The sequence below is a fragment of the Tamaricihabitans halophyticus genome, from assembly GCF_004340875.1.
Taxonomy (GTDB): domain Bacteria; phylum Actinomycetota; class Actinomycetes; order Mycobacteriales; family Pseudonocardiaceae; genus Tamaricihabitans; species Tamaricihabitans halophyticus.
Window position 1 is genome coordinate 22,521 of record NZ_SLXQ01000006.1, and the last position, 21,822, is coordinate 44,342.

18 protein-coding genes are annotated in these 21,822 nt (G+C 67.0%); 6 read left to right on the plus strand and 12 right to left on the minus strand.

Annotated features, from left to right (window positions below):
• Window positions 1-251: 251 nt before the first annotated feature.
• Together EV191_RS15305 and EV191_RS15310 are read left to right on the plus strand one after the other, a co-directional pair.
• Window positions 252-776, plus strand: a complete 525-nt coding sequence (locus EV191_RS15305; RefSeq protein ID WP_132877741.1) for a gamma carbonic anhydrase family protein — start codon at window positions 252-254, stop codon at window positions 774-776.
• A 75-nt stretch (window positions 777-851) separates the two neighbouring features.
• A complete protein-coding gene (locus EV191_RS15310) occupies window positions 852-1,301 on the plus strand; it encodes a DUF6653 family protein (RefSeq protein ID WP_132877742.1) in 450 nt (149 codons plus the stop codon).
• A gap of 17 nt (window positions 1,302-1,318) precedes the next feature.
• Here the strand turns inward: EV191_RS15310 and EV191_RS15315 are convergent, their stop codons facing one another.
• From EV191_RS15315 to EV191_RS15325, 3 genes are read right to left on the minus strand one after another with little or no spacing between them, the layout of a single operon-like run.
• The gene (locus tag EV191_RS15315) at window positions 1,319-2,608 is read right to left on the minus strand and encodes a TRAP transporter large permease (protein ID WP_132877743.1); all 1,290 of its coding nucleotides are present in this window, start codon (window positions 2,606-2,608) and stop codon (window positions 1,319-1,321) included.
• Window positions 2,608-3,132, minus strand: coding sequence for a TRAP transporter small permease (locus tag EV191_RS15320; RefSeq protein ID WP_132877744.1), 525 nt, complete (start codon window positions 3,130-3,132; stop codon window positions 2,608-2,610). Before EV191_RS15320 ends, EV191_RS15315 begins: the two co-directional genes overlap by 1 nt.
• Before the next feature lie 6 nt (window positions 3,133-3,138).
• Window positions 3,139-4,188, minus strand: coding sequence for a TRAP transporter substrate-binding protein (locus EV191_RS15325; RefSeq protein ID WP_132877745.1), 1,050 nt, complete (start codon window positions 4,186-4,188; stop codon window positions 3,139-3,141).
• A 154-nt stretch (window positions 4,189-4,342) separates the two neighbouring features.
• Here EV191_RS15325 and EV191_RS15330 point away from each other — a divergent pair, with 154 nt between their 5' ends.
• Window positions 4,343-5,557, plus strand: a complete 1,215-nt coding sequence (locus EV191_RS15330; RefSeq protein WP_132877746.1) for a CaiB/BaiF CoA transferase family protein — start codon at window positions 4,343-4,345, stop codon at window positions 5,555-5,557.
• 12 nt (window positions 5,558-5,569) lie between these two features.
• A complete protein-coding gene (locus EV191_RS15335; RefSeq protein ID WP_132877747.1) occupies window positions 5,570-6,736 on the plus strand; it encodes an acyl-CoA dehydrogenase family protein in 1,167 nt (388 codons plus the stop codon).
• A gap of 54 nt (window positions 6,737-6,790) precedes the next feature.
• Here the strand turns inward: EV191_RS15335 and EV191_RS15340 are convergent, their stop codons facing one another.
• The 4 genes from EV191_RS15340 to EV191_RS15355 all read right to left on the minus strand — a co-directional run bounded on the left by EV191_RS15340 (window position 6,791) and on the right by EV191_RS15355 (window position 14,344).
• Window positions 6,791-7,528: an IclR family transcriptional regulator gene (locus EV191_RS15340; RefSeq protein ID WP_132877748.1), complete on the minus strand. Its 738-nt coding sequence runs from the start codon at window positions 7,526-7,528 to the stop codon at window positions 6,791-6,793.
• A gap of 49 nt (window positions 7,529-7,577) precedes the next feature.
• Window positions 7,578-10,388 (minus strand): FAD-binding and (Fe-S)-binding domain-containing protein, encoded by a 2,811-nt coding sequence (locus EV191_RS15345; protein WP_132877943.1) that lies wholly within the window; start codon window positions 10,386-10,388, stop codon window positions 7,578-7,580.
• 247 nt (window positions 10,389-10,635) lie between these two features.
• Window positions 10,636-11,730, minus strand: coding sequence for an aromatic ring-hydroxylating oxygenase subunit alpha (locus EV191_RS15350; protein ID WP_132877944.1), 1,095 nt, complete (start codon window positions 11,728-11,730; stop codon window positions 10,636-10,638).
• A 136-nt stretch (window positions 11,731-11,866) separates the two neighbouring features.
• Window positions 11,867-14,344 carry a GcvT family protein gene (locus EV191_RS15355; protein ID WP_132877749.1) on the minus strand — a complete coding sequence of 826 codons (2,478 nt, stop codon included), beginning with the start codon at window positions 14,342-14,344 and terminating at the stop codon, window positions 11,867-11,869.
• A gap of 321 nt (window positions 14,345-14,665) precedes the next feature.
• Here EV191_RS15355 and EV191_RS15360 point away from each other — a divergent pair, with 321 nt between their 5' ends.
• Both EV191_RS15360 and EV191_RS15365 read left to right on the plus strand, forming a co-directional pair.
• Window positions 14,666-14,986 carry a bifunctional 3-phenylpropionate/cinnamic acid dioxygenase ferredoxin subunit gene (locus EV191_RS15360; protein WP_132877750.1) on the plus strand — a complete coding sequence of 107 codons (321 nt, stop codon included), beginning with the start codon at window positions 14,666-14,668 and terminating at the stop codon, window positions 14,984-14,986.
• Between the two features lie 93 nt (window positions 14,987-15,079).
• Window positions 15,080-16,258: an NAD(P)/FAD-dependent oxidoreductase gene (locus EV191_RS15365; RefSeq protein ID WP_132877751.1), complete on the plus strand. Its 1,179-nt coding sequence runs from the start codon at window positions 15,080-15,082 to the stop codon at window positions 16,256-16,258.
• 16 nt (window positions 16,259-16,274) lie between these two features.
• Here the strand turns inward: EV191_RS15365 and EV191_RS15370 are convergent, their stop codons facing one another.
• The 5 genes from EV191_RS15370 to EV191_RS15390 form a co-directional block, all read right to left on the minus strand.
• Window positions 16,275-17,084, minus strand: a complete 810-nt coding sequence (locus EV191_RS15370) for an IclR family transcriptional regulator (protein ID WP_132877752.1) — start codon at window positions 17,082-17,084, stop codon at window positions 16,275-16,277.
• 79 nt (window positions 17,085-17,163) lie between these two features.
• Window positions 17,164-18,018, minus strand: a complete 855-nt coding sequence (purU, locus tag EV191_RS15375) for a formyltetrahydrofolate deformylase (RefSeq protein WP_132877753.1) — start codon at window positions 18,016-18,018, stop codon at window positions 17,164-17,166.
• Window positions 18,015-18,659, minus strand: a complete 645-nt coding sequence (locus tag EV191_RS15380; protein WP_132877754.1) for a sarcosine oxidase subunit gamma — start codon at window positions 18,657-18,659, stop codon at window positions 18,015-18,017. Before EV191_RS15380 ends, purU begins: the two co-directional genes overlap by 4 nt.
• Window positions 18,649-21,528, minus strand: a complete 2,880-nt coding sequence (locus tag EV191_RS15385) for a 2Fe-2S iron-sulfur cluster-binding protein (RefSeq protein WP_132877755.1) — start codon at window positions 21,526-21,528, stop codon at window positions 18,649-18,651. The genes EV191_RS15380 and EV191_RS15385 overlap by 11 nt, the downstream gene beginning before the upstream one ends.
• The gene (locus EV191_RS15390) at window positions 21,525-21,803 is read right to left on the minus strand and encodes a sarcosine oxidase subunit delta (protein WP_132877756.1); all 279 of its coding nucleotides are present in this window, start codon (window positions 21,801-21,803) and stop codon (window positions 21,525-21,527) included. The genes EV191_RS15385 and EV191_RS15390 overlap by 4 nt, the downstream gene beginning before the upstream one ends.
• Between the last annotated feature and the right edge of the window lie 19 nt (window positions 21,804-21,822).

Below are 21,822 nucleotides of genomic sequence, written 5' to 3' on the forward strand. Positions count from 1 at the left end.
TCGTCGGCGTACTGGCCATATCCCACCTTCCGCGTTGTCCGATCGCCATCGGAGCCCGGCTGGCTTGTCCGCCAGGCTGGGACGGCACCCCGGAATGGTGTCCGGAATGGATCCGACCCAACGACAGCCGAACATCGTATCTCGATCGAATAACTCGGCGTTCCAGATAACCCCCACCCCTGTGTGTCGCGTCACAGCGAACGATCGATTTCGGCGCCCTTTCGTCCAACTCGCCCGATACGGTGGTGGCCATGCCGCTGTTCAGCTTCGAAGGAGCCAGCCCGAAGGTGCATCCGGACGCCTGGATCGCGCCCACGGCGACGTTGATCGGCAATGTCATCGTCGAGGCGCGCGCCTCTGTCTGGTACGGCGCGGTGCTACGCGCCGATTTCGGCCCGATCGTTCTACGCGAAGGGGCGAACGTGCAGGACAACAGCGTGATCCATGTCGGCGAGCAAGGCTGCGAGCTCGGCAAGGGCGCGACGGTTGGTCACTCCTGCGTGTTGCACGACTGTTCGGTTGGCACGAACGCGGTGATCGGCAATGGCGCGATCGTGCAGGACCGCGCCTCGGTCGGCAGCCGCACGCTGGTCGGGGCTGGTGCGTTGATACCGCCGAACGCGGTGGTCCCCGACGAGTCACTGGCGCTCGGCGCGCCCGCGAAGAAGTTCCAACCGCTGACCGAGTCCGCGCGCGCCTGGGTGGAACACAACGAGGCGATCTACACCCAACTGGCGGATCGACACCGTTCGGGCATCTCCCCGGTCACCGAATAAGCCAGCTACCCAATAACCCATCTACCTAGTAATCGAGTAGCGACGTAACCGGCTCCGATATGGGAAGGTCCGAGGATGCGCGGCAGATTCGGCGGGCCGGAAGCCCGGGTGCCCGACCGGCACACCAATCCGTGGAGCGCGTGGAGCCGGCTGGTCACCGCACCGCTGGTACTGGTCCCGATCTGGACCCGCCGCTGGCGGCACGCCATTCCGGTCGCCGCCTGGCTGGTGGCCAACCCGGTGATCTTCCCGCCGCCTGCCGATGATCGAGCCTGGTCCACCCGCGCCATGCTCGGGGAACGCGAGTGGATCGCCGAACGCCCTACCGATACCGCGCTGGCCATCAATCTCGCGGCCAGCGCGGCCGGGCTGGCCGGGGTGCTCGCGGCCCGCAAGCGCCGTGCGGCACCGACCGCGCTCGCCGTGGCCGCACAGCTCGGTTTGCAGCTCGGTTACTGGCGGCTGATGGCCCAGTACTACGCCCGCAATGAACGCGACCACGCACAGTTACCGCAAGATCCCTAAAGAACGCGGTTTGCGGGCTAACTGGCCATGGTCTCCGGTAGCCACAGCACGATGCCCGGCACCAGCGTGAACAGCACGACCAGCAGCAGAATCGCGATGACAAACGGCAGCACACCAAGGAAGATCTGCCCGGTCGGTCGGCCGATGGACCTCGCCACCACGAACACGTTGAGCCCAAGCGGTGGGCTGACCAACCCGATCTCGGCGAGTAGCACGATAACCACGCCGAACCAGATCGGATCGAAGCCAAGCTCCTCGATCACCGGCAGTACCACCGGCACGGTCAGCGCCAGGATCGCCATCTGGTCCATGAAGAAGCCAAGCACCAGGTAGATCAGCGCGATCACCGCGAAGATCGCCAGCGGCGCGATCGGCAGGCCGGCGATCCGCTCAACCAGATTCTGCGTCACCCGCGTCGCGGTGAGGAAGTAGCCGAACATATACGCGCTGACGATGATCATCAGGATCATCACGCTGGTGGAGATGGCCTCGCGGATCGCCGTCTTGATCTTCGGCAGATCCAGTCGACGTTGCACCAGGCCGATCAGCAGCGCGCCGACCGCGCCGAGCGCACTGGCCTCGGTCGGCGTGGCGAATCCAAAATAGATGGTCCCGGTCACGAGCAGGAACAGCAGCAGCACCGGCGTGGATGCCGGCAGGCTGGCGAACTTCTCCCGGAACGAGTACCGCTCGCCTGCCGGGGCAAGCTCTGGCTTACGCCAGATCAGCAGCAGCGTGGTCACGATGATCGCCAGCGTGACCAGGATCCCTGGCAGGAAGCCGGCAATCAGCACCTTGCCGACGCTCTGCTCGGCAAGTACCGCATAGAACACCAGGATGATGCTCGGCGGGATCATCGCGGCCAGCGTGCCGACCACCGCGACCAGCCCGCCGGCCAACCTGGGGTCGTAGCGTTGCTTGGTCATCTCCGGAATCGCGGTAGCCGCTAGTGTGCCAGCCGCTGCCGTACTGGAACCGGAGATCGCGGCAAACAGCGAACCCGCGGTCGTGGTGGCCACCCCGAGCCCACCGGGTGCCCGCCCCACCCAGGTTCGCGCGGTGCGAAACAACGCGTCCGCCACGCCGCTACGCAGAATGAACTGAGCCATCAGCAGGAAGAGCGGGATCGCGGTCAGCGAGTGCGAGGCGACCGCGGTGTACGGCGTCGTCTGGAAGACCCCGAGCAGTAGCGGCGCTCCGCCGTGCAGGTAGAGGCCGAGCGCGCCGGCGATACCGATCGCGAACCCGACCGGAACCCTGATCAGCAACAGGACGAACAGCAGCAGGAGCACTCCGGTAACCAGCATCAGTCCTGTGCCTCCCGCTCATCGACCCGCGCCGGCACGAAGATCGTGTGCACGATCCGCAGGATGAGTACGGCGGCCCCGAGCGGCACGAACACATGCGACGTCCACGTCGGCCAGGACAGCTCGGAGCCACCCGGTGGCGGAACATCGCCATCGCCGAAGGCGTCCGAGGTCACCAGCACGCCCGCGTAACAGATCACCGCGAAAAACACCGTGGACAGCACGTTTCCCACGATGTCCAGCACCCGGCGCACCGGTGCGGGGAAACGGCGAAACACCGCGTCGATCTGGATATGCCCGCCAACCCGGAAGGTGTAGGACAGTCCACAGAAGAACATTCCGATCATCAGGTACTCGGTGATAAACCCGAGCGACCAGGAAAGCGGCGCGCCAAATACATAGCGCAGCAACACTTCCACGACCATGAAGGCCGCCATCAACGCCAAAGCTAGTCCACTCAGGACTATTCCCGCGCGCTCGACCGAGCGAAGCGCACGGTCCGCGCGGGTGGCCACCGATCCCATCCGGTCCTACCTCTCCGCCCGCGCCAGCGCGGCCGCGTAATCCCGCAGGGCACGCTCCCCGGAGCGGCCGATCTCGGCCATATCCCGCGCCCACTGCTCCGGAACTTCTTCGATCGCGGCGGCCCAGGAACGCTGTTGTGCCCCGGAAACCTCGTGGAACCGCAACCCGCCCTCGGTCATCTCCGCCTTGGCCACCCGGTTGCGCTCGTCGATCGCCGAGCACAGATTGCGGGTGGTTTCCTGCCCGGCCCTGCCCAGCACGTCCCGGATCTCGGCGGGAAGCTGCCGCCAGATCCGTTCGCTGATCGAATAGGTCGCGGTCCAGCTGCCCAGCCCCGCACCGTCGGTAGCGCCCCGGGAAACCTCGTCGAGGCGGTATGGCTGCGCACTCATCAGGGCAAGCGCGGTGCCGTCCACGGTTCCCCTGGAGATCGCCTCGTACATATCCGTGGCCGGCATCGCCACCGGGGCCGCGCCGAGCGCCCGGACGGTCCGGTCGATCGCGCCGCCAGAGGAACGCAGTTGCAGGCCACGCATCTCCTCCGGAGTGCGAACCACCCGGTCACCGCTGAACACCTCGTAGCCAGGAATCACGCCCACCGCGAGCGGCCGCACCTGTTTCGGCGCGAAGTCCTCCGCGAACAGCACCCCGTCCTCGGCCATCATGCTGGCCACGGCAGGCGAGCTGGTACAGGACTGATCCGTCCACCCCGGCAGATCCGCCACCCCGGAAAGCGGGAGTTCGGCGGGAACATAAGCAGGGGCGACCATCGCGATATCGGCTACCCCGGAGCGAGTCAGCGAGAGCAGATCAGCGGCTTTGCCAAGCTGCTCAGCGGGGAAGTAGTCGAACTGGACTGCTCCGCCGCTGAGTTCCGTGGCGCGCGCCATGAAGAACTCGGCGCCGGCTTCGGCGAACGGATGCCCCGCGGGGAACGACTCGGCGAGTTTGAGGGTCACCACGCCGTCCGCGACATCCGGTGAAGGCGTGGCCGCGCACCCGGTCGCGAGCAACGCCGCGCTGACGGCCGCCGCACCGAGCATCTTCGCTCGCACTTCTCAGCCACCATTCATTGTTCGTATTTACGTACACGGTTCGTGTCCCGCGTCACGGTAGATCGACCACTCTGTATGGTCAAGGGTGTCTTGACCGTGCACCGGCCATTACCTAGCTTGTTCGTATTACGGAACAAGCTAGGAGCGTGCCGCGGTGAAACCCTTGGACGGTATCCGGGTGCTCGATCTGTCTCGGGTGCTCGCTGGTCCCTACTGCACGCAGTTCCTTGGCGAACTGGGCGCCGAGGTGATCAAAGTGGAACCGCCCGGCGAGGGAGACCAGACGCGTAGCTGGGGTCCGCCGTTCCTGGACGGCGGTGAGGCCGTCTATTTCATGGCGACCAACCGGAACAAGCGCGGCGTCGTCGTGGACCTGAAGACCGACCGCGGGCGCCAGATCATCGCCGAACTCGCCGAGCGCGCGGATGTGCTCGTGGAGAACTTCCGACCGGGCACGCTGGAGCGCTGGGGGCTGGACTACGCAACGCTCAGCACCCGCAACCCGCGACTGATCCACCTGGCCATCAGTGGTTTCGGGCAGACCGGCCGGTACCGCGACCGCGCCGGCTACGACCTGATCGCGCAGGGCATGGGTGGCGTGATGGCACTGACCGGCGAGCCGGACGGTCGACCGGTCAAGGTCGGCTTCCCCGTAGCCGATCTGAACGGCGGCACCTGGGGCATTATCGCGGTACTGATGGCGTTGCAGAGCAGGCATCGCACCGGCCGAGGCCAGTACCTTGACGTATCCCTACTCGAAGCGCAACTCTCCTGGCACATCTACGCGGCCGGCATGCATTTGCAAGGCGTCGCGGGAGATTCGCTACGCCGGTTCGGCTCGGCGCATCCGATGATCGCGCCGTACCAGGCATACCCGACCGCGGACGGTTGGCTGAATCTCGCGGTAGGCAGCCAGAAACTCTGGCACGCCTGCTGCGCGGCGACCGGTTTGGACATCGCCGATGACGAGCGCTTCCACGACAACCCCGCGCGGGTCGCGCACCGCGAGGAGCTGAACGCGTTACTCGAACCGGTGCTGCGCGGCAAAACCACCGCCCAGTGGCTCGAGGTGTTCGAACAAGCGGGAATCCCGGCCGGCCCGATCAACGAGATCGCCGATATCTACGCCGATGACTGGGTGACCGAACGTGAGCAGGTAGTGGAACTGCCGCATCCAGTCGCCGGCACCTACCGGGGAACCGGATTTCCCATCAAGGCAAGCGATACGCCGGCGGGTCCCAGTGCCGCGCCGCCGGTGCTCGGCCAGGACACCCGCGCGGTACTTGCCGAACTCGGATATCCGACCGCGGCCATCGACGAGTTACTCGCCGACCAGATCGTCGCGCAAGCACCAACCGAGCAGCCCTGAGGACTTCGGACAATGGACTTCGAACTTACTGACGACCAGCGCACGATCCAGCGCGCGGTAGCCGAACTCGCGGCGAACTACCATGACGATTACTGGTCCACATGCGACGCTGAGTGCCGGTTCCCTTGGGACTTCTACCAAACATTCGCCGATGCCGGCTGGCTCGGCATCGCGATCCCCGAGCGCTACGGCGGTGGCGGATTCGGCCTCACCGAAGCCGCCATCATGATGGAGGAAATCGCGGCATCCGGCGCGGCGATGAATGGCTGCAGTGCCATGCATCTGACCATCTTCGGCATCAACGTACTCGTCAAACACGGCAGCGAGCGGCTGCGCGAGGCGATCCTGCCCGGCGTGGTGGACGGCAGTCTGCATGTCTGCTTCGCGGTAACCGAGCCAGACGCGGGCACCGACACCACCCGGATCAGCACGTTCGCCAGGCGTGACGGTGATTCCTATGTGCTCAATGGGCGCAAGATCTGGATCACCAAAGCCGGTGACGCGCAGAAGATGGTGTTACTCGCGCGGACCACACCCCGCGATGAGGTCGACAAACCGACCGATGGCATGAGCGTGTTCTGTGTGGACATCGATCCGGATCACGTTGATATCAAACCGATTCCCAAGATGGGGCGCAACGCGGTCGCCTCGAACGAGGTCGTCTTCGACGATTTCCGAGTGCCCGCGCAAACCCGGATCGGCGAAGAGGGCCGAGGCTTTTCCTACCTGCTCGACGGGCTTAACCCGGAGCGGGTGCTACTCGCGCACGAAGCACTCGGCATCGGCAGGGCCGCGCTACGGCGGGCGACCGAGTACGCCAACCAGCGCGAGGTTTTCGGCCGCCCGATCGGGCAGAACCAGGGCCTCGCCTTCCCACTTGCCGAGGCACGCGCGCGGTTGGACGCGGCCAGGCTGATGGCGCGCAACGCGGCCTGGCGTTATGACCGCGAGCTTTCCTGTGGCGCGGAGGCCAATATGGCCAAGTTCCTCTGTGCTGACGCGGGTTTTCAGGCCGCCGATGCCGCCGTGCAGACACACGGCGGGATGGGCTACGCGCGGGAGTATCACGTGGAGCGGTACTTCCGGGAAGCGCGGCTGATGCGGCTGGCGCCGATCAGCCAGGAGATGGTGTTGAACTACCTCGCCCAGCACGTGCTCGGTCTCCCCCGCTCGTACTAGCACACCTGCGCCAGCACGCACGCTCCGTGGCCGCGTTCTTGAGGGTTAGCGCGGTCAGTGGAGCTGGTTGCTGATCTCGCCGACCGCTTCCCGAACGGTCGCCGCGATCGGGTCGAGTTTGCCGGTCATCCTGGTGATCGGCCCGGCTACCGCGATGCACCCCGCTGGCTGCTCGCCCGCGCTCACCAGGCTGGCGACCGCGAGGACATCCGGCACGGTCTCCCCCTGGTTGTACGCGACACCCTCGGCAGCCACCCTGCGCAGCTCCTCGCCGACCCGAGCGCGCTCGGCCGGTTCGGCGAAGTGCTCCCGCAGATAGGCCTCCTGCCGGCGCGTATCGGCGTGCGCGAGCAGGCATTTGCCGGAACTCGTCGGATACAGCGGGCGCCGCCGGCGCAGCGGCGCGGAATAGCGCACCAGCTGGGTGGATTCGATGGTGTCCAGGTACACCACGGAGTCACCAACCTGGATCGCGAGCATCACCGTCTCGTCGAACTCCGCGCGGATGCGTTCCAGCACCGGATGCGCGGCTTCCAGCAACCAGGGCCGCGGCGGCGCGAGCACCGCGCCCACCGCTGGGCCGAGTAGGTAGACGCCGTCCTGCTCACGCAGGTACCCGGTGGCGACCAGCCCCTTGACCAGACCGTGCACCGAGGTCTTCGGCGCGTCCAGTACGCCGGCGAGCACGCCGAGGCGCACCCCGTGCTGGTCTCCCGCGACGGTCTCCAGGATCGTCGTCACCCTGCTGACCGTGCGGTGTTCCTTCGCCTGACCACCACCCGTCGCGGCCACCGCCAGCCTCCTTCCCGCGCACCTGCAAGCAGGATAGAGCCCGGTGAGTTCAGATGCGCGCGGCGAGCAGCTGCGCCAGGTGCACGCTGTCCCGATCGGCAAGATCGTCCAGCTGGGTGCGGCAGGAGAACCCGTCCGCGAGCACCGTCGCCGACTCGTCCGCCTCGCGAACCGCGGGCAGCAACGCGGTTTCGGCCACCGCTACCGAGACGTCGTAGTGCCCCCGCTCGAACCCGAAGTTCCCGGCAAGCCCGCAGCAGCCACCCACCGCGTTGAGCTTCGCGCCGGCATCCCGCAGCAACCGCTGGTCGGTCTGCCAACCGAGCACCGCGTGATGGTGGCAGTGTGGCTGCGCGACGATCTCCAGATCACTCAGATCCGGCGCCTGCCAACCTTCCCTGCCGGCAAGTAGCTCGGCAAGCGTATACGTGCGCTCGGCGACCGCGTTCGCGCTCGCATCGGTTGGCCCGAGCAGCTCATGCGCGTCCTTGCGGAGCACCGCCGTGCAGGACGGCTCCAGGCCGACGATCGGCACCTCGGTGCCACCCTGCTCGACCAGGCTGTCCACGGACTTGCGCAGGATGCGCTTGGCCGCGTCCAACTGCCCGGTGGAAATCCAGGTGAGCCCGCAACACAGCCGCTTACGCGGGATACGCACCTGATACCCGGCGTGTTCCAGCACCCGCACCGCGGCCACGCCGACCTCCGGCGAGAAATGGTTGGTGAACGTGTCCACCCACAGCAGCACCGGATCGCCATCGGGCACCGCGGGCTGATGGTTGGCGAACCACTGCCGGAAAGTGCGCTGCGCGAAGGTGGGCAACGAACGGCGATCGTCCACCCCACCCATCCGCATCGCCAGCTTGGCGAGCGGTTTCGCGCCGAGCACCGCATTGGTCAGCTTGGGCGCGACCGAAGCCGCCCTGGCGAGCCTCGGCAGCCACCCAAGGCTGTAGTGGTTCATCGGCCGCGGCCGGTTGCGATACGTCTGGTACAGCGCTTCGGCCTTGTAGGTGGCCATATCCACCCCGGTCGGGCAGTCCGAGGAACAGCCCTTGCAGGAAAGGCACAGGTCGAGCGCCTCGTGCACTTCGCGGGAACGCCAGCCGTCCTTGACCAGCGAGCCGTTCACCATCTCCTGCAACACCCGCGACCGGCCCCTGGTGGAGTCCTTCTCGTTGCGCGTCGCGAGGTAGGAGGGGCACATCACGCCACCGGCCGCTGTGGTGTTCGCCCGGCATTTGCCGACCCCGGTACACCGGTGCACCGCCATGGACAGATCGCCACGATCGTCCGGGTAGTGAAAACCCAGCCCGGAGATCATCTTGGGCGCGGCGGCCACCCGGATATCCGCATCCGCCGGGCGCGGCCGCACGATGATGCCCGGATTCAACACGTCGTCCGGGTCGAAGATCTCCTTGAAGGAAGCGAAGGCGTTCATCGCCTCCGTCGAGTACATCAGCGGTAGCAGTTCCCCGCGCGCCCGGCCGTCTCCGTGCTCGCCGGACATCGAGCCGCCGTAGGAAGCGGCCAGCTCGCCAGCCTTGAGCAGGAACTCGCGGAACCGCTGCCGGCCGTCGGCCGAGCCGAGCTGGAAATCGATCCGGATGTGCACGCAGCCGTCGCCGAAGTGTCCATACGGCACACCGGTGTATCCGTAGGAACTGAGCAGTGCCTCGAACTCGCGCAGGTAGCCGCCCAACTTCTCCGGCGGTACCGCCGCGTCCTCCCAGCCCGCGTGCGCGGGTTCACCGGCGGGCGAGCGTGCGGACAGCCCAGCGCCGTCCTCCCTGATCCGCCACAGCACCGCGGCCCGCGCCGGATCGGTGACCACCGCGCTGTCCAGCGCGCCGGAGTCACGGACGACGGCCTCGGCGATGCTCGCCAGTTCCGCTTGATCGGTTCCGCCGAGCTCGACGAACAGCCAACCCTGGCCCTCCGGCAAGTCGGGTACCGCCGAGGGACCGCGCCGCGCGCGAACCACGTCGGTGATCCGCGCGTCCAGGCCCTCCACCGCGACCGGTGAATGCCGGAGCAGCGCCGGCACGTTATCCGCCGCGGCGGCCATATCCGGGTAACCGAGCACCACGAGGGTGGTCTTTTCCGGGGCACGAACCAACCGCACGGTGGCGCTGAGCAACACGACGCAGCCACCCTCGGTGCCAACCAAGGCCTTCGGCAGGTCGAACCCGTTCTCCGGCAGCAGATGCTCCAGCGAGTACCCGGATACCTGCCGGTCGAACCGGCCGAGTTCGGTGCGGATCATCGCCAGCGAGGAATCCACCAGCCCGCGTACCTTCGCCACGGTCGGCGAATCATCCGTGGACATACCGCGTTCGATGCGTAGCCGCTCGCCGGTACCGGTGAGTACGTCCAGCGCCACCACGTTGTCCGCGGTGCGTCCATAACCGAGTGCCCGGGAACCGCAGGCGTTGTTGCCGATCATCCCGCCGAGCGTGGCGCGATTGTGGGTGGACGGGTCCGGACCGAAGCGCAGCCCATGCGGCGCCGCGGCGCGCTGTAGCGAGGCCAGCACCACGCCCGGCTCTACCTGTGCGGTGTTCGTTTCCGGGTCGACGCCAAGCACGCGGTTCATATGTTGCGCGAAATCGAGTACGACACCGGGGCCGACCGCGTTGCCCGCGATCGAAGTCCCCGCGCCGCGCGCGGTCAGCGGTACGCCGAGTTCCCGGCAAACCCGCAGTGCGGCAGCGACATCGTCTTCCGACCGGGGGAAAACCACCGCTTGCGGCGGAACCCGGTACAGCGAAGCGTCGCCGGAGTACTCGGCACGCCGCCGGGTCGAGACGTCGACCTCCGGGATGCCCGCGTTCTCCAGTGCCTCCCGCAACTGTTCGATGGAAACGGAGCTAACGTTCGTTACCAATTACGCCTCGGATCTCGCTCGGCAGTGGCTCAGGCTTGGCGGGCGCCCACGACGCCCTGGCAGACCATACCTCCGCGAGTCGACCGACGTCGTGGCCTCCCAGCTTGCCCTGGATCACACGCCCCCGACCGCGATATCGGTCAAGATCGCGATTGACGCGTGATCATCGCTGGTACCACCGCCGAGCGAGTCCGAAACGACTAACTGGCTGAGGTGCGTATCACTGCTCCGTGAGTCTGCCGCTGACCCACTCGTGGAACTCGCCGATGTGGTGCTCGCTGGGCACGAACACCCCGCCGGAGGCGTAGCCACGCGAGTCCATCGCCAGCTGGCAACGTTCGCAGGCATCGAAGTCCTGCTGGTTGACCCGGTGGAACAACTCCACCGACTTCGTCAGGTCCACACCGGATTCGACGACCTCCGGCAGGTAGAGCCAGTCGCATTCGATCAGCGTGCGGTCCGGGGCCACCGGGAACATCCGGTGCAGGATCACATGATCCGGCACCAGGTTGATGAACACCTGCGGTCGCACGGTAATCGCGTAGTACCTGCGGTCCTGATCTTCCCGCACGCCGGGCAGCTTGGGCAGTCCAGCGCTGCCGTCCACGGTGAACCCACCGACGTCCTCGCCGAACTCGGCGCCGTGGCCGACGTAGTACTGCGCGGCGAAGCCGTCCTCGAACTCGGGCAGCACTTCGGTCAGCTCCGGATGGATCGTCGCGCAGTGGTAGCACTCCATGAAGTTCTCGATGATCTGCTTCCAGTTGGCCCGCACGTCGTAGTTGATGCGCCTGCCGAGTTCCAGCGTGTCGATCTGGTATGCCTCGATCGACTCCCCATCGCCGAGCCTGGCGATCACGTCCGCGATCACCGTGTCCTCGAAGGATGGCGGCTCATCGGCCAGGCATACCCACGCGTAACCAAGCCATTCCCGAAGCGCGACCTTGTGCAGACCGAACTCGCTACGGTCCACATCGGGCATTCCGTTCAGGTTGGGCGCGGCGACCAGCTTGCCGTCCAGTCCATAGGTCCACGCGTGATACGGGCACTGGAAGCTGCGCCGTACCTCGCCGGTTTCCTCCACGCACAACCGGGCACCTCGGTGCCGGCAGATGTTCAGGAAGGCGTTCAGCGAACCACGCCGATCCCGCGCGATGAGCACGCTTTCCCTGCCAACCTGCACGGTGCGGAACTGTCCTGGATTGGCCAGGTCGGCGCTGCGCACCGCGCAGAACCATTCCTGCTCAAAGATGCGCGACTGCTCGAGCGCGAAGATCGTCTGGTCGGTGTAGTACTGACCGGACAATGTAGCCATCAGACTCTCGGGCAGTTCCCGCCGCGCGGATTCATCGCTCGCGGGCAGTCCGGCCGTGGTCAAGTCGATGTCAGTCAACGAGGGCCACCTTCATACGAGTTCGGGTACGGATGAAACGGGTGGAATAGCTGAAGGCTCAGCGGCGAATTCTGGTCATCTCGGGGTCGAAGAGCGGTTCTTCGGCCACGGTCGCCGGGTAGCGCTTGGCGAAGTACTCGATCTCCACCTCGGTTCCCGGCTGGGCCACCTGCTCGGGCAGCCATGCGTAGGCGATCGGCCGGTCCAATGTGTAGCCGTAGGCGGCGCTGGTGACATAGCCGGAAACGATGCCGTCCACATAGACCGGCTCGTGCCCCATCATGACCTGCTCGCGCGGCGCGAGTAGCAAGGGAACCAGTTTGCGTCGCGGTTCCCGCTCAGCGCGTTCGACTAGCGCCTGCTTGCCGAGAAAGTCCTCTTTGTCCAGCCGAACCGCGAAGCCGACCCCCGCCTCGTACGGGTCGTGCTCGCTGGACATATCCGAACCCCATGCCCGGTAGCCCTTCTCCAGCCGCAGGCTGTTGAACGCGCTACGCCCGGCGGCGATCACCCCGAGCGGTGCGCCTGCTTCCCACAGCGCGTCCCACAGCCGCAGGCCGAGGTCGGCCGTGGTGTACAGCTCCCAGCCAAGCTCACCCACATAGGAGAGTCGCATCGCGGTCACCGGGATACCGGCGAGGTAGATGTCCTTGGCACGGAAGTAACCCATCGCCTTGTGCCCGAGGTCGGTTGTGGTCAGCGGCTGCACCAGATCCCGTGCCAGCGGCCCCCACACCCCGATGCAGCAGGTGCCCGCGGTGATATCGGTGACCTGTACCGAGCCATCCTTCGGCTGGTGTACGCGAATCCAGTCCAGGTCGAGATTGCTGTTCACGCCGATCTGGAACCGCTCGGGGCCGAGCCGCGCCACGGTGACATCGCTACGCACGCCGCCAGCCTCATCCAGCATCAGCGTGTAGCTCACCGCGCCGGGTTTGCGGTTGAGGTTGTTGGTGGTCAGCCACTGCAGGAAGTCCAGCGCGCCGGGACCGGTGACCTCGAGCCGCTTCAGCGCGGTCATATCGTAGAGCGCCACCTTCTCCCTGGTGACCGCCGCCTCGGCGGCGGCGATCGGTGACCAGTAGCGCGCCGACCAGGCGTCCCGCTCCGGCACGTCCACCGAATCGACCAGCCCGGCGTTGGCCTCGTACCAGTGCGGCCGCTCCCAGCCACTCGCCTCGAGGAAGTAGGCGCCCTGCTCCTGCTGACGCACGTAGAACGGACTGGTGCGCAGGCCGCGTGGCTCCTCCATCGGCTGCAGCGGGTGCACCACGTCGTAGACCTCCACGAAGTTCTGCACGCTGCGCCGCTGCACGTAGTTCGGCGCGAGTTGCACCTTCTCGAACCGGTGCGCGTCGCAGGAGTGCAGATCGACGCTCGGTACGCCGTCGATGAGGCTTTCCGCGACCACCTTGCCCACTCCGGCGGAGTGCGTCACCCAGACGGCCTCGGCCAACCAGAAGCCAGCGACATCCCGGGACTCACCGATCAGCGGCATCCCGTCCGGGGTAAAGGACATCACCCCGTTGAAGCCTTCCTCCACCTTGGTCTCGCCGAGCGCGGGAAGCAGTGCGCGTGCCTCGTCCCAGGAGGCCGCGAAGTCCTCCTCGGTGAACGCGAGCATGGACGGCATATTCGGCGATTCGTCGTACGAGGCGATCTCGTCGAGCGATACCGGCATTGGCCGGTGCGCGTAGCTGCCGATGCCGATCCGGTCCACATGCTCACGGAAGTACAGGTCCGCGTCCTGGTGCCGCAGGATCGGCCGGTGCGCCTCGCTCACCTCGTCATTGCGCCCGGCGAGTTCGGCCAACTGGGTGGTTTTCGCGTACTGGTGCGCCACGGGCAGCAGCGGCACGTCCATGCCGACCAGTGCGCCGATCCGCGGGCCCCAGAAGCCGGCCGCGGAGACCACGATGTCCGCGGGCACGCTGCCCTGATCGGTGCGCACGCCGCTCACTCGCCCGCCGGTGGTCTCGATGTCCAGAACCTTGTGCCGGGCAAGGAAGGTCGCGCCACGGGAGATGGCTCGCTCGCCCTGTGCCGCACAGGCGCGCAGCGCCTTGGCCAGCCCGTCGTCCGGTGTGTGCAGTCCGCCGAGCACTCGGTCGAGATCAAGACCGGGCCACAGCCGCGCGCATTCGGCCGGCTCGATCAGCCGGGACCGAACACCCCATGCGTTCGCCAGGCCGTGTTTACGGGCCAGGTCCCCCAGCCGCTCCGGCGTGGTCGCGAGTTCGAGCCCCCCTACCGGCCGGAAGCACCAGTTGCCCTCGTACTCGAGTTCGCGGAACTTGCCTACCGTGTAGCTGGCCAGATTGGTCATGGTCTTCGACGCGTTGGTCTGGAAGACCAGTCCTGGCGCGTGCGAGCTGGAACCACCGGTGGCGAACAGTGGGCCCTGTTCGAGCACCGTCACGTTGGTCCAGCCACGTTCGGTCAATTCGTCGGCAAGCGAGCATCCGACGATGCCCGCTCCAATGATGACCACGCGAGGGCCTGCGGTGGCTCCGCTGTTGTGTGGTGGGGTCACCATCGTCTACGTCCTCTCCAAGGCTCTGGTGGGCTGCAATGGGGTGGGGTGCACTGGCGAGCAAACCTCAGTGTTGTTGCGTATTACAGGACGTGTTGCTCTATAGGAAACACGGTGCGGGTGCGAGGCGATACCTGTCAAGAGGGAAATGCCGACGATCGACAGGGCGCCAATCGTTTCCGACAAAGCAGGCGTTACCTGCGCTAACTCGAGAAAATTCGGTCCAGGTAACCCCTTGACGCGAGGCCTGATCATCAGCAAAGTGTTGCGTATAGCGCGAACTGTTTAGTAATCCGCAACACCAACCCAGCCACTGGAGGTGACATGATCGCCGTCTGCCGTACCGACGAGATCGCTACCGGGGAATCGGTCAAGTTCGACGCTGATGTGCCCATCGCGGTGTTCAACGCCGACGGTGAGTTCTACGCGGTAGACGACACCTGCAGCCACCAGGACGCCTCGCTCTCGGACGGGTTCCTGGAAGGCTGCTATGTCGAGTGCCCGCTGCACGCCGCGCTGTTCGATCTGCGCACTGGTATGCCGAGCTGCCTGCCGGCAAAGCGTCCGATTCGGACGCACATGGTCAGCGTGGAAGACGGCTGGATCTACGTCAATGTCGCCGGCCAGTCCGAAGAGGTCGCGTAACCGAGCAAGTTGGGGTGCGGGACCGACCGCACCCACGAACGCCAGGCACCACCCCCGAATGGTTCCCCGCTCATAGCTCCGTGTGGAGGCGAAATGGACACCATCGCCGTCGTCGGCGCCTCGCTCGCCGGGTTCTCCACGGCCCAGCAGCTACGCGCTATCGGGTTCGACGGTCGACTCGTGCTGATCGGGAGCGAAGCTCAGCTCCCCTATGACCGGCCACCACTTTCCAAAGGCTTTCTCACCGGCGAGCTGACCGCCGATGACCTTCCACTTGCCGAGCAAACCGACTTCGACGAACTGGCGGCCGAATGGGAACTTGGTCGGACCGCCGTCGCGCTTCGCCCCGAACAGGCGGCCGTTGAGCTGGACGACGGCCGGACGATCGAAGCGGATGGGGTGGTCGTGGCGACCGGGGCGAGCCCCCGCTCGTTGCCGGGAACCGAAGGGATCGCCGGCATTCACCTGCTGCGCTCGCTTGCCGACGCCGAGCGCCTGCGCGCGGACCTGAGCACCGGCAGCCCGCGGGTAGCGATCATCGGGGCTGGGTTCATCGGTGCCGAGGTAGCCGCGTCCTGCCGCACGCTTGGCTTGGACACGACGCTGATCGACACCACCGAGCTGCCGCTGGCCGGCTTGCTCGGTGACGAGTTCGCCGGAGTATGCGCGCGGATGCACACCGAGCACGGCGTCCAGCTGCGCTATGGCGCGAAAGTCAGCGAGCTGCGTACCGACGGCTCGCGGGTGACCGGGGTGGCACTGTCCACAGGCGAGCTCATCGATGCCGATGTGGTGCTCGTGGGCATTGGCGTGGCGCCGAACATCGACTGGTTGGCCGGCAGCGGACTGGCGCTCGGGGACGGGGTGCTCTGCGATTCCGGCTGTGTGACGAGCAATCCCGCCGTGGTCGCGGTTGGCGATGTGGCGAACGTGTACCGCCCGGACCGCGGCACGCGGGCGCGCACCGAGCACTGGACGAGCGCGACGCAGCAGGCCGCGACGGCCGCGGGCAATCTGCTGCTCAGCAATACCACGCAGGAAGTCCAGTCGGTGCCCTACTTCTGGTCCGACCAGCACGGCGTGCGGATCCAGTTCGCCGGCACACCGCAACCGGCCGACGAGATCACCGTGGTGGACGGCGCGGTGGACGATCGCCGGTTCGTGGCGAACTACGTGCGAGACGGCCAGCTCGTCGCGGTACTCGCGCTGAACAACCCGCGCGCCTTCGCCCGCGCCCGGCGCGCCATCGGCCGCCCCGCCGTCGCGGCCTAGAGCCGCAATTATCCCCCTAGGAAATGCGATTCGCGGCGTCCGAGCGGGTGTCGCCGAGGTAGCCGAGCTGCGCGGACAACTCGTCCACGGCTTCCAGCATCGTGTCCACCACCTCGGGCACCCGCTTACGGGAGAACCGGTATGACGGCCCGGACGAGCTCATCGCGGCGATCACCGTGCCGTCCTCGGCCCGCACCGGTACCGCCGCGGCATTCAACCCGACTTCCAGTTCCTCGAAGCAGGCCGCGAAACCATGCGCCACGATCGTGTCCAGATCCTTGCGCAACCGCCCCGGCTCGATCACGGTACGCGGCGTGTACTTGGTGAGCGTGCCGGTCAGCAGCGATTCCTGGTCAGCTGGCTCGGCGTAGGCGAGCAACACTTTCCCGCTCGAGGTGGCGTGTAGCGGCGTACGCTGCCCCACCCAGTTGTGCGCGGTCACCGAGGCGGTACCGCGCACCTGGTTGATGTTGATCGCTACGTCGTCGTCGCGGATCGCCAGGTTCACGGTCTCCCCCAGCTGCCTCGCCAGCGCCTCACAGAACGGCCGGCCCAGCTGGGTGAGGTCCAACCGGTTGGTCGCCGCACCAGCGAGGCGGACCACCCCGAACCCGATCGCGTACTTGCCACGCTCGCTCAGCTGCTCCACCAGCCCACGCGTTTCCAGCACGCTGACCAGGCGCGATGCGGTCGACTTGTGTACCCCCAGCTCGGCCGCGATCTCGGTGATCCCCGCTTCGCCGTGCAGCGCGAGCAGTTCGAGGATCGTGACGGCACGATCCACCGACTGAACCAGGCTCGCGCGGCCTTCTTGCGGGTTCCCCATGGCGCAACCGTAACCGGTCGCGATGTACGTTCGAGCACAACCCGGTCAGGATCGGGCTCCTGACCGCACCCTCGGCCGGCTAGCTGAACACCACGGTTCGATCGTCGTCCAGGAAAACCCGCTGTTCACAGTGCCAGCGGACGGCGCGCGACAGGGCAAGACATTCGGCGTCCCTGCCGACCTTGGCCAGCTGTTCGGGTGAGTACGTGTGGTCGATCCGGATCAGCTCCTGTTCGATGATCGGCCCTTCGTCCAGTTGCGGGGTCACGTAGTGCGCGGTCGCCCCGACGAACTTCACTCCTCGGTCGTAGGCCTGGTGGTACGGCTTCGCTCCCTTGAAGCTCGGCAGGAACGAATGGTGAATGTTGATCGCCCGACCGCGTAGCCGCTCGCAGAGCTCGTCGGAAAGGATCTGCATGTACCTGGCGAGCACCACCAGCGAGATGTCGTGTTCGTCGACAAGTTCGAGCAACCGAGCTTCGGCAGCGGGTTTGCTGTCCTGGCGCACCGGTAGATGTTCGAACGGCACACCGTGGAACCGGGCAAGCTGACCGGCGTCCGGATGGTTGGACACCACCAGCGCGATATCCGCCGAGAGGGTGTCGGTCTGCCAGCGATAGAGCAGATCGTTCAAGCAGTGGCTGGCCTTGGATGCCATCACCAGCAGCCGCGGCCGATCACTTCCCGGCCGCAGGGTCCAGTCCATCCCGCACCGGTCGGCCACCGCGCCGAACCGTTCCGCCAGCTCATCGGTGGGCAGTTCGGGATGCGCGAGGAATTCCACGCGCATGCTGAACCTGCCCGTGCCACGGTCGCCGAACTGCCGGTTGTCCAGGATGTCGCAACCGTGGTCCACCAGGAACCTGCTGACCTCGTGGACCAGCCCGGCACGCTCCGGGCAGCTCAGCGCGAGGACCAAACGCTGCTCGCTCATCGCGACTTCCCCTCGGTTCGAATCGTCGCCGACAGCCAGTCGGCCAGATAGTCGGCGAACGAGCCACGCACCAGGATCCGGTAGCTCGGCCGGTCGTCCAGCTGCCACAGCACGACCTGCGCGCGGGCGAGCATCGTCTGCACGCAGTCGCCGCTACCGAACGCCCGTGGGTGCAGGTCCACGGCACAACCGCTTTCCAGCACCGCCCGCGCGCTCGCGCCAGCGAGGAGCAAGGTAGTCCGGTTGGCCGAGACATCCACCGCCGAACCGAGCGAACCGTCCAGCGCGGCGGCCAGTCGCTCGGTGAGTTCGGCGGCCAAGCCGTCCGGGGCGACGATCAACCATTCGTCCGGCCCCAGCCACAGAGCTGTCAATGAACCCAGAGCCGTCAACGAACCCAGCGCCGTCGACGAACCGTCCGCGACCCTGGCCACGGTGTTCGGCCGGCCGGGCAGCGTAAGACCAAGTTCCCGCTCGATCCGCGCGAGCGCCGGACTACCTGGATGTACCCGCAGGTTCACCTGGGTCAGGAACGGTTCCTCCCGCAGGCTCACCCTCGGCACCAGCTGGCCAAGCTCGGCGAACTCGGCTTCCCGGTGTGCCAGCGGGCTACGCCGCAGGGCGGCGGTTTCAGCGACCATCACGGCGGTTTCCCTCCTCGTCGTAGAACACCGGCTTGGTCACCCGCGCCGGTACCGTGCGCTCACCAAGCGGCGCGTGCACCACCTCACCGATCCGTGCCCTGCCAGACTCGATCAGCGCCAGCGCGAAGCCCCGATCCAGCACCGCGCTGCGGTAACTGGAGGTCACGTGGCCGAGCATCGGTACCGGCGGATTCAGTTGCACCGGGGGCTCCACCAGCGCGGCACCCTCCGGCAGTACCTCGTCCGGATCCAACGGCAGCAGTCCGACCAGCTGTTTGCGGTTGGTTCGCGCGGTATCCGGCCGGGCGAACGAGCGCTTGCCGATGAAGTCCTTGTGCTTGGCGATCGCCCAGCCCATACCGAGATCGTCCGGGGTCACCGTGCCGTCGGTGTCCTGCCCGACGATCGGGAAGCCCTTCTCCGCGCGCAGCACGTGCATCGTCTCGGTGCCGTACGGCGTGATGCCGTAGTCCGCACCCGCGGCATACACCTGCTCCCACAGCGCGAGACCGAACCAGCTGGCCACATTGACTTCGAAGGCGAGCTCACCGGAGAACGAGATCCGGCAGATCCGGGCGGGGATACCGCTGGCCAGGGTGGTCTCCCGATGCGCCATGAACGGGAACGCGGCCGCCGACACGTCCAGGTCCGGCGCGAGCCGCGCAATGACGTCCCGGGAGTCCGGCCCAACCACCGCAACGGTCGACCACTGTTCGGTGACCGAGGTGCAGTGCACGGCCAGATCCGGCCACTCGGTCTGCAGCCACTCTTCCAGCCAGTCGAGCACCGCGGCCGCGTTGCCGGTCGTGGTGGTCATCAGGTAGCGGTCCTCGGCAAGCCGCAGGCTCACGCCGTCGTCGAACACCATGCCGTCCGCCTTGCACTGCAAGCCGTACCGCGCGGAGCCGACCGCCAACTTGGCGAAACCGTTGGTATAGATCCGGTTCAGGAACTCCGGCGCATCAGGGCCAACGATCTCGATCTTGCCGAGAGTGGAGGCGTCCTGCATCGCCACCCCGGTGCGCGCCGCGCGGCATTCGCGCAGCACCGCCTGCTCCATGTCTTCGCCGTGCAGCGGGTAGTACCAGGGCCGCTTCCACTGCCCGACGTTCTCGAACAGCGCGCCGTGCTCGACGTGCCAGGAATGGATCGGAGTGGTCCGCACCGGATCGCTCAGCTCAGCGCGGTCCCTGCCGGCGAGCAGGCTGAAGGTCACCGGCGTGTAGGGCGGGCGGAACGTGGTGGTGCCAACATCGCCAATGGAGGCTTGCCCGAGCGCTTCGGCCAGCACGCCGATCGCGTTCACTCCGCTGGTCTTGCCCTGGTCGGCGCCGGTGCTGATGGTGGTGTAGCGCTTCACGTGCTCCACCGAGACCATCCCCGTGCCGACCGCGCGCCACACGTCGCGGACGGTGGCATCCCGTTGCAAGTCAACGAAATGCGTGGTCCAGTCGGCCGGATCGGCGGTTTCGCCTGGCACCAACCAGAGCTGGCGTGGCCGGCTTGGCCGCGGCGCGCCGCGTACCTCGGGGGCAGCGGGGGCGGCTACCCGGTAACCCGCCTCGGTGGCCGCCTTGGCTCCGGCGCACTGGCCCTGCGCCACGCAGCCGGCGAGGTCGAAGGTGCCACGCGCGGCACCGATCACCTGCCTGCTCGCGGTCACCGGTTCGGCAGGCACGAAGGCGGCCGCGCAGTCGTCCCAGCGCAGCTGACCGCCGGCCTGGCCATACAGATGCACCACGGGGCTCCAGCCACCGCCGACCGCGAGCAGGTCGCAGTCCAGCTCGCGCACCGCGCCGGTGATCGCGCCGTCCGCGTCGATCGGCGCCACCCGGACCCCGGTGATCCGCTGCGCACCATGGGTACCGACCACGGCTGAGCCGGTGATCACCTCGGCGCCGGCATCGCGCACCGAGTCCACGAGCACCTGCGGTGGTTCGGGCCGCGCGTCGACGAGCGCGCTGACCTCGCCGCCCGCCGCGAGCAGATCGAGCGCGGTGTCGTAGGCACTGTCCGATGAGGTGAACACGACCGCCCTGCGGCCGGGGAGTACCGCGAACCGGTTCAGGTACCGGCGAACGGCCCCGGCGAGCATGATGCCCGGCCGGTCGTTGTCCGCGAACACGATCGGGCGCTCGTGCGCCCCGGTCGCGATGATCACCTGCTTCGCCCTGACGTGCCACAACCGTTGTGCGATGCCAGACGCATCCGGGTTCCGCTGGGCGATCAGCAGGTAGTTGTGGTCGTAGTAGCCGACCACCGTGGACGAGGTGAGCACCCGGGTTTCCGGTGCCTCGAGCAGTTGCCGGCCTTGCTGCTTGATCCAGTCCGCCGCGGCCGCCCCGTCGATCTGCTCCGCGCGGGCATCGAGTAGCGCACCGCCGAGTTCCCTGCGCTCCTCGGCCACGAGCACCCTTGCGCCACTGCGGGCCGCCACCGCCGCGGCGGCGAGGCCGGCGGGGCCCGCGCCGATCACGACCACGTCGGCATGCACGTACTTCTTGTCGCACAAGGTATCCGCGCCGGGTACGCGTTCGCTGGCGTCGAGCCGGCCGATCCCGGAGAGGCTGTCCGCGACCAGTCCGTCGACCAGCTCGACGGTGGTCGCCGGCAACATCGTGGCCTGCTGCGGCGCGCGCAGCCGGACCAGCGCGTTCGGTTCCTCGGTGCCCGCGCTGACCACACCCCTCGGCCGGTCGGCGTAGATCGAGGGGCCGTAGCCGAGCACGCCGTTCGCGAGCAGCGCGGAGGCGAGCGTGTCCCCTGGGTGGCCGGTGTACTCCGTGCCGTCGAAGGTGAATCGCAGGATCCGAGTCCGGTCGATCCGGTCGCCCGAAGCGCCAGACAGTCGATTCGTGTTGATCATGAGGTCACCGGCTTCCGTGCTCCGATGGGGTAAGTCGCCTTGACGTCATTGGTCCCGGTATCCCGGACCGCGTTGAACCAGCGCCGGCAACCGGCCGAGTGCACCCAGCGCTCCGCGTACGGGCCGCGCGGGTTGTCTCGGATGAACACGTACTCCGCCCACTGCGCGTCGGTCAGCGCATGCGGATCTTCGGGGTAGGGCACATGGGCCTGGCCGCCGTAGCCGAACTCGGTCTCATCCCTGCCACCGCACCACGGGCATTCGATCAACAACATGACAAGCTCCCAGAAGACG

What these genes read in the sequence shown, in the direction of transcription:
- EV191_RS15380 (WP_132877754.1), bottom strand. Translation starts at nt 18,659, where the DNA reads ATGGTCGCTGAAACCGCCGCCCTGCGGCGTAGCCCGCTGGCACACCGG.
- EV191_RS15305 (WP_132877741.1), top strand. Translation starts at nt 252, where the DNA reads ATGCCGCTGTTCAGCTTCGAAGGAGCCAGCCCGAAGGTGCATCCGGAC.
- EV191_RS15370 (WP_132877752.1), bottom strand. Translation starts at nt 17,084, where the DNA reads ATGGGGAACCCGCAAGAAGGCCGCGCGAGCCTGGTTCAGTCGGTGGAT.
- EV191_RS15350 (WP_132877944.1), bottom strand. Translation starts at nt 11,730, where the DNA reads ATGGCTACATTGTCCGGTCAGTACTACACCGACCAGACGATCTTCGCG.
- EV191_RS15385 (WP_132877755.1), bottom strand. Translation starts at nt 21,528, where the DNA reads ATGATCAACACGAATCGACTGTCTGGCGCTTCGGGCGACCGGATCGAC.
- EV191_RS15390 (WP_132877756.1), bottom strand. Translation starts at nt 21,803, where the DNA reads ATGTTGTTGATCGAATGCCCGTGGTGCGGTGGCAGGGATGAGACCGAG.
- EV191_RS15320 (WP_132877744.1), bottom strand. Translation starts at nt 3,132, where the DNA reads ATGGGATCGGTGGCCACCCGCGCGGACCGTGCGCTTCGCTCGGTCGAG.
- EV191_RS15310 (WP_132877742.1), top strand. Translation starts at nt 852, where the DNA reads ATGCGCGGCAGATTCGGCGGGCCGGAAGCCCGGGTGCCCGACCGGCAC.
- EV191_RS15315 (WP_132877743.1), bottom strand. Translation starts at nt 2,608, where the DNA reads ATGCTGGTTACCGGAGTGCTCCTGCTGCTGTTCGTCCTGTTGCTGATC.
- purU (WP_132877753.1), bottom strand. Translation starts at nt 18,018, where the DNA reads ATGAGCGAGCAGCGTTTGGTCCTCGCGCTGAGCTGCCCGGAGCGTGCC.
- EV191_RS15355 (WP_132877749.1), bottom strand. Translation starts at nt 14,344, where the DNA reads ATGGTGACCCCACCACACAACAGCGGAGCCACCGCAGGCCCTCGCGTG.
- EV191_RS15335 (WP_132877747.1), top strand. Translation starts at nt 5,570, where the DNA reads ATGGACTTCGAACTTACTGACGACCAGCGCACGATCCAGCGCGCGGTA.
- EV191_RS15365 (WP_132877751.1), top strand. Translation starts at nt 15,080, where the DNA reads ATGGACACCATCGCCGTCGTCGGCGCCTCGCTCGCCGGGTTCTCCACG.
- EV191_RS15360 (WP_132877750.1), top strand. Translation starts at nt 14,666, where the DNA reads ATGATCGCCGTCTGCCGTACCGACGAGATCGCTACCGGGGAATCGGTC.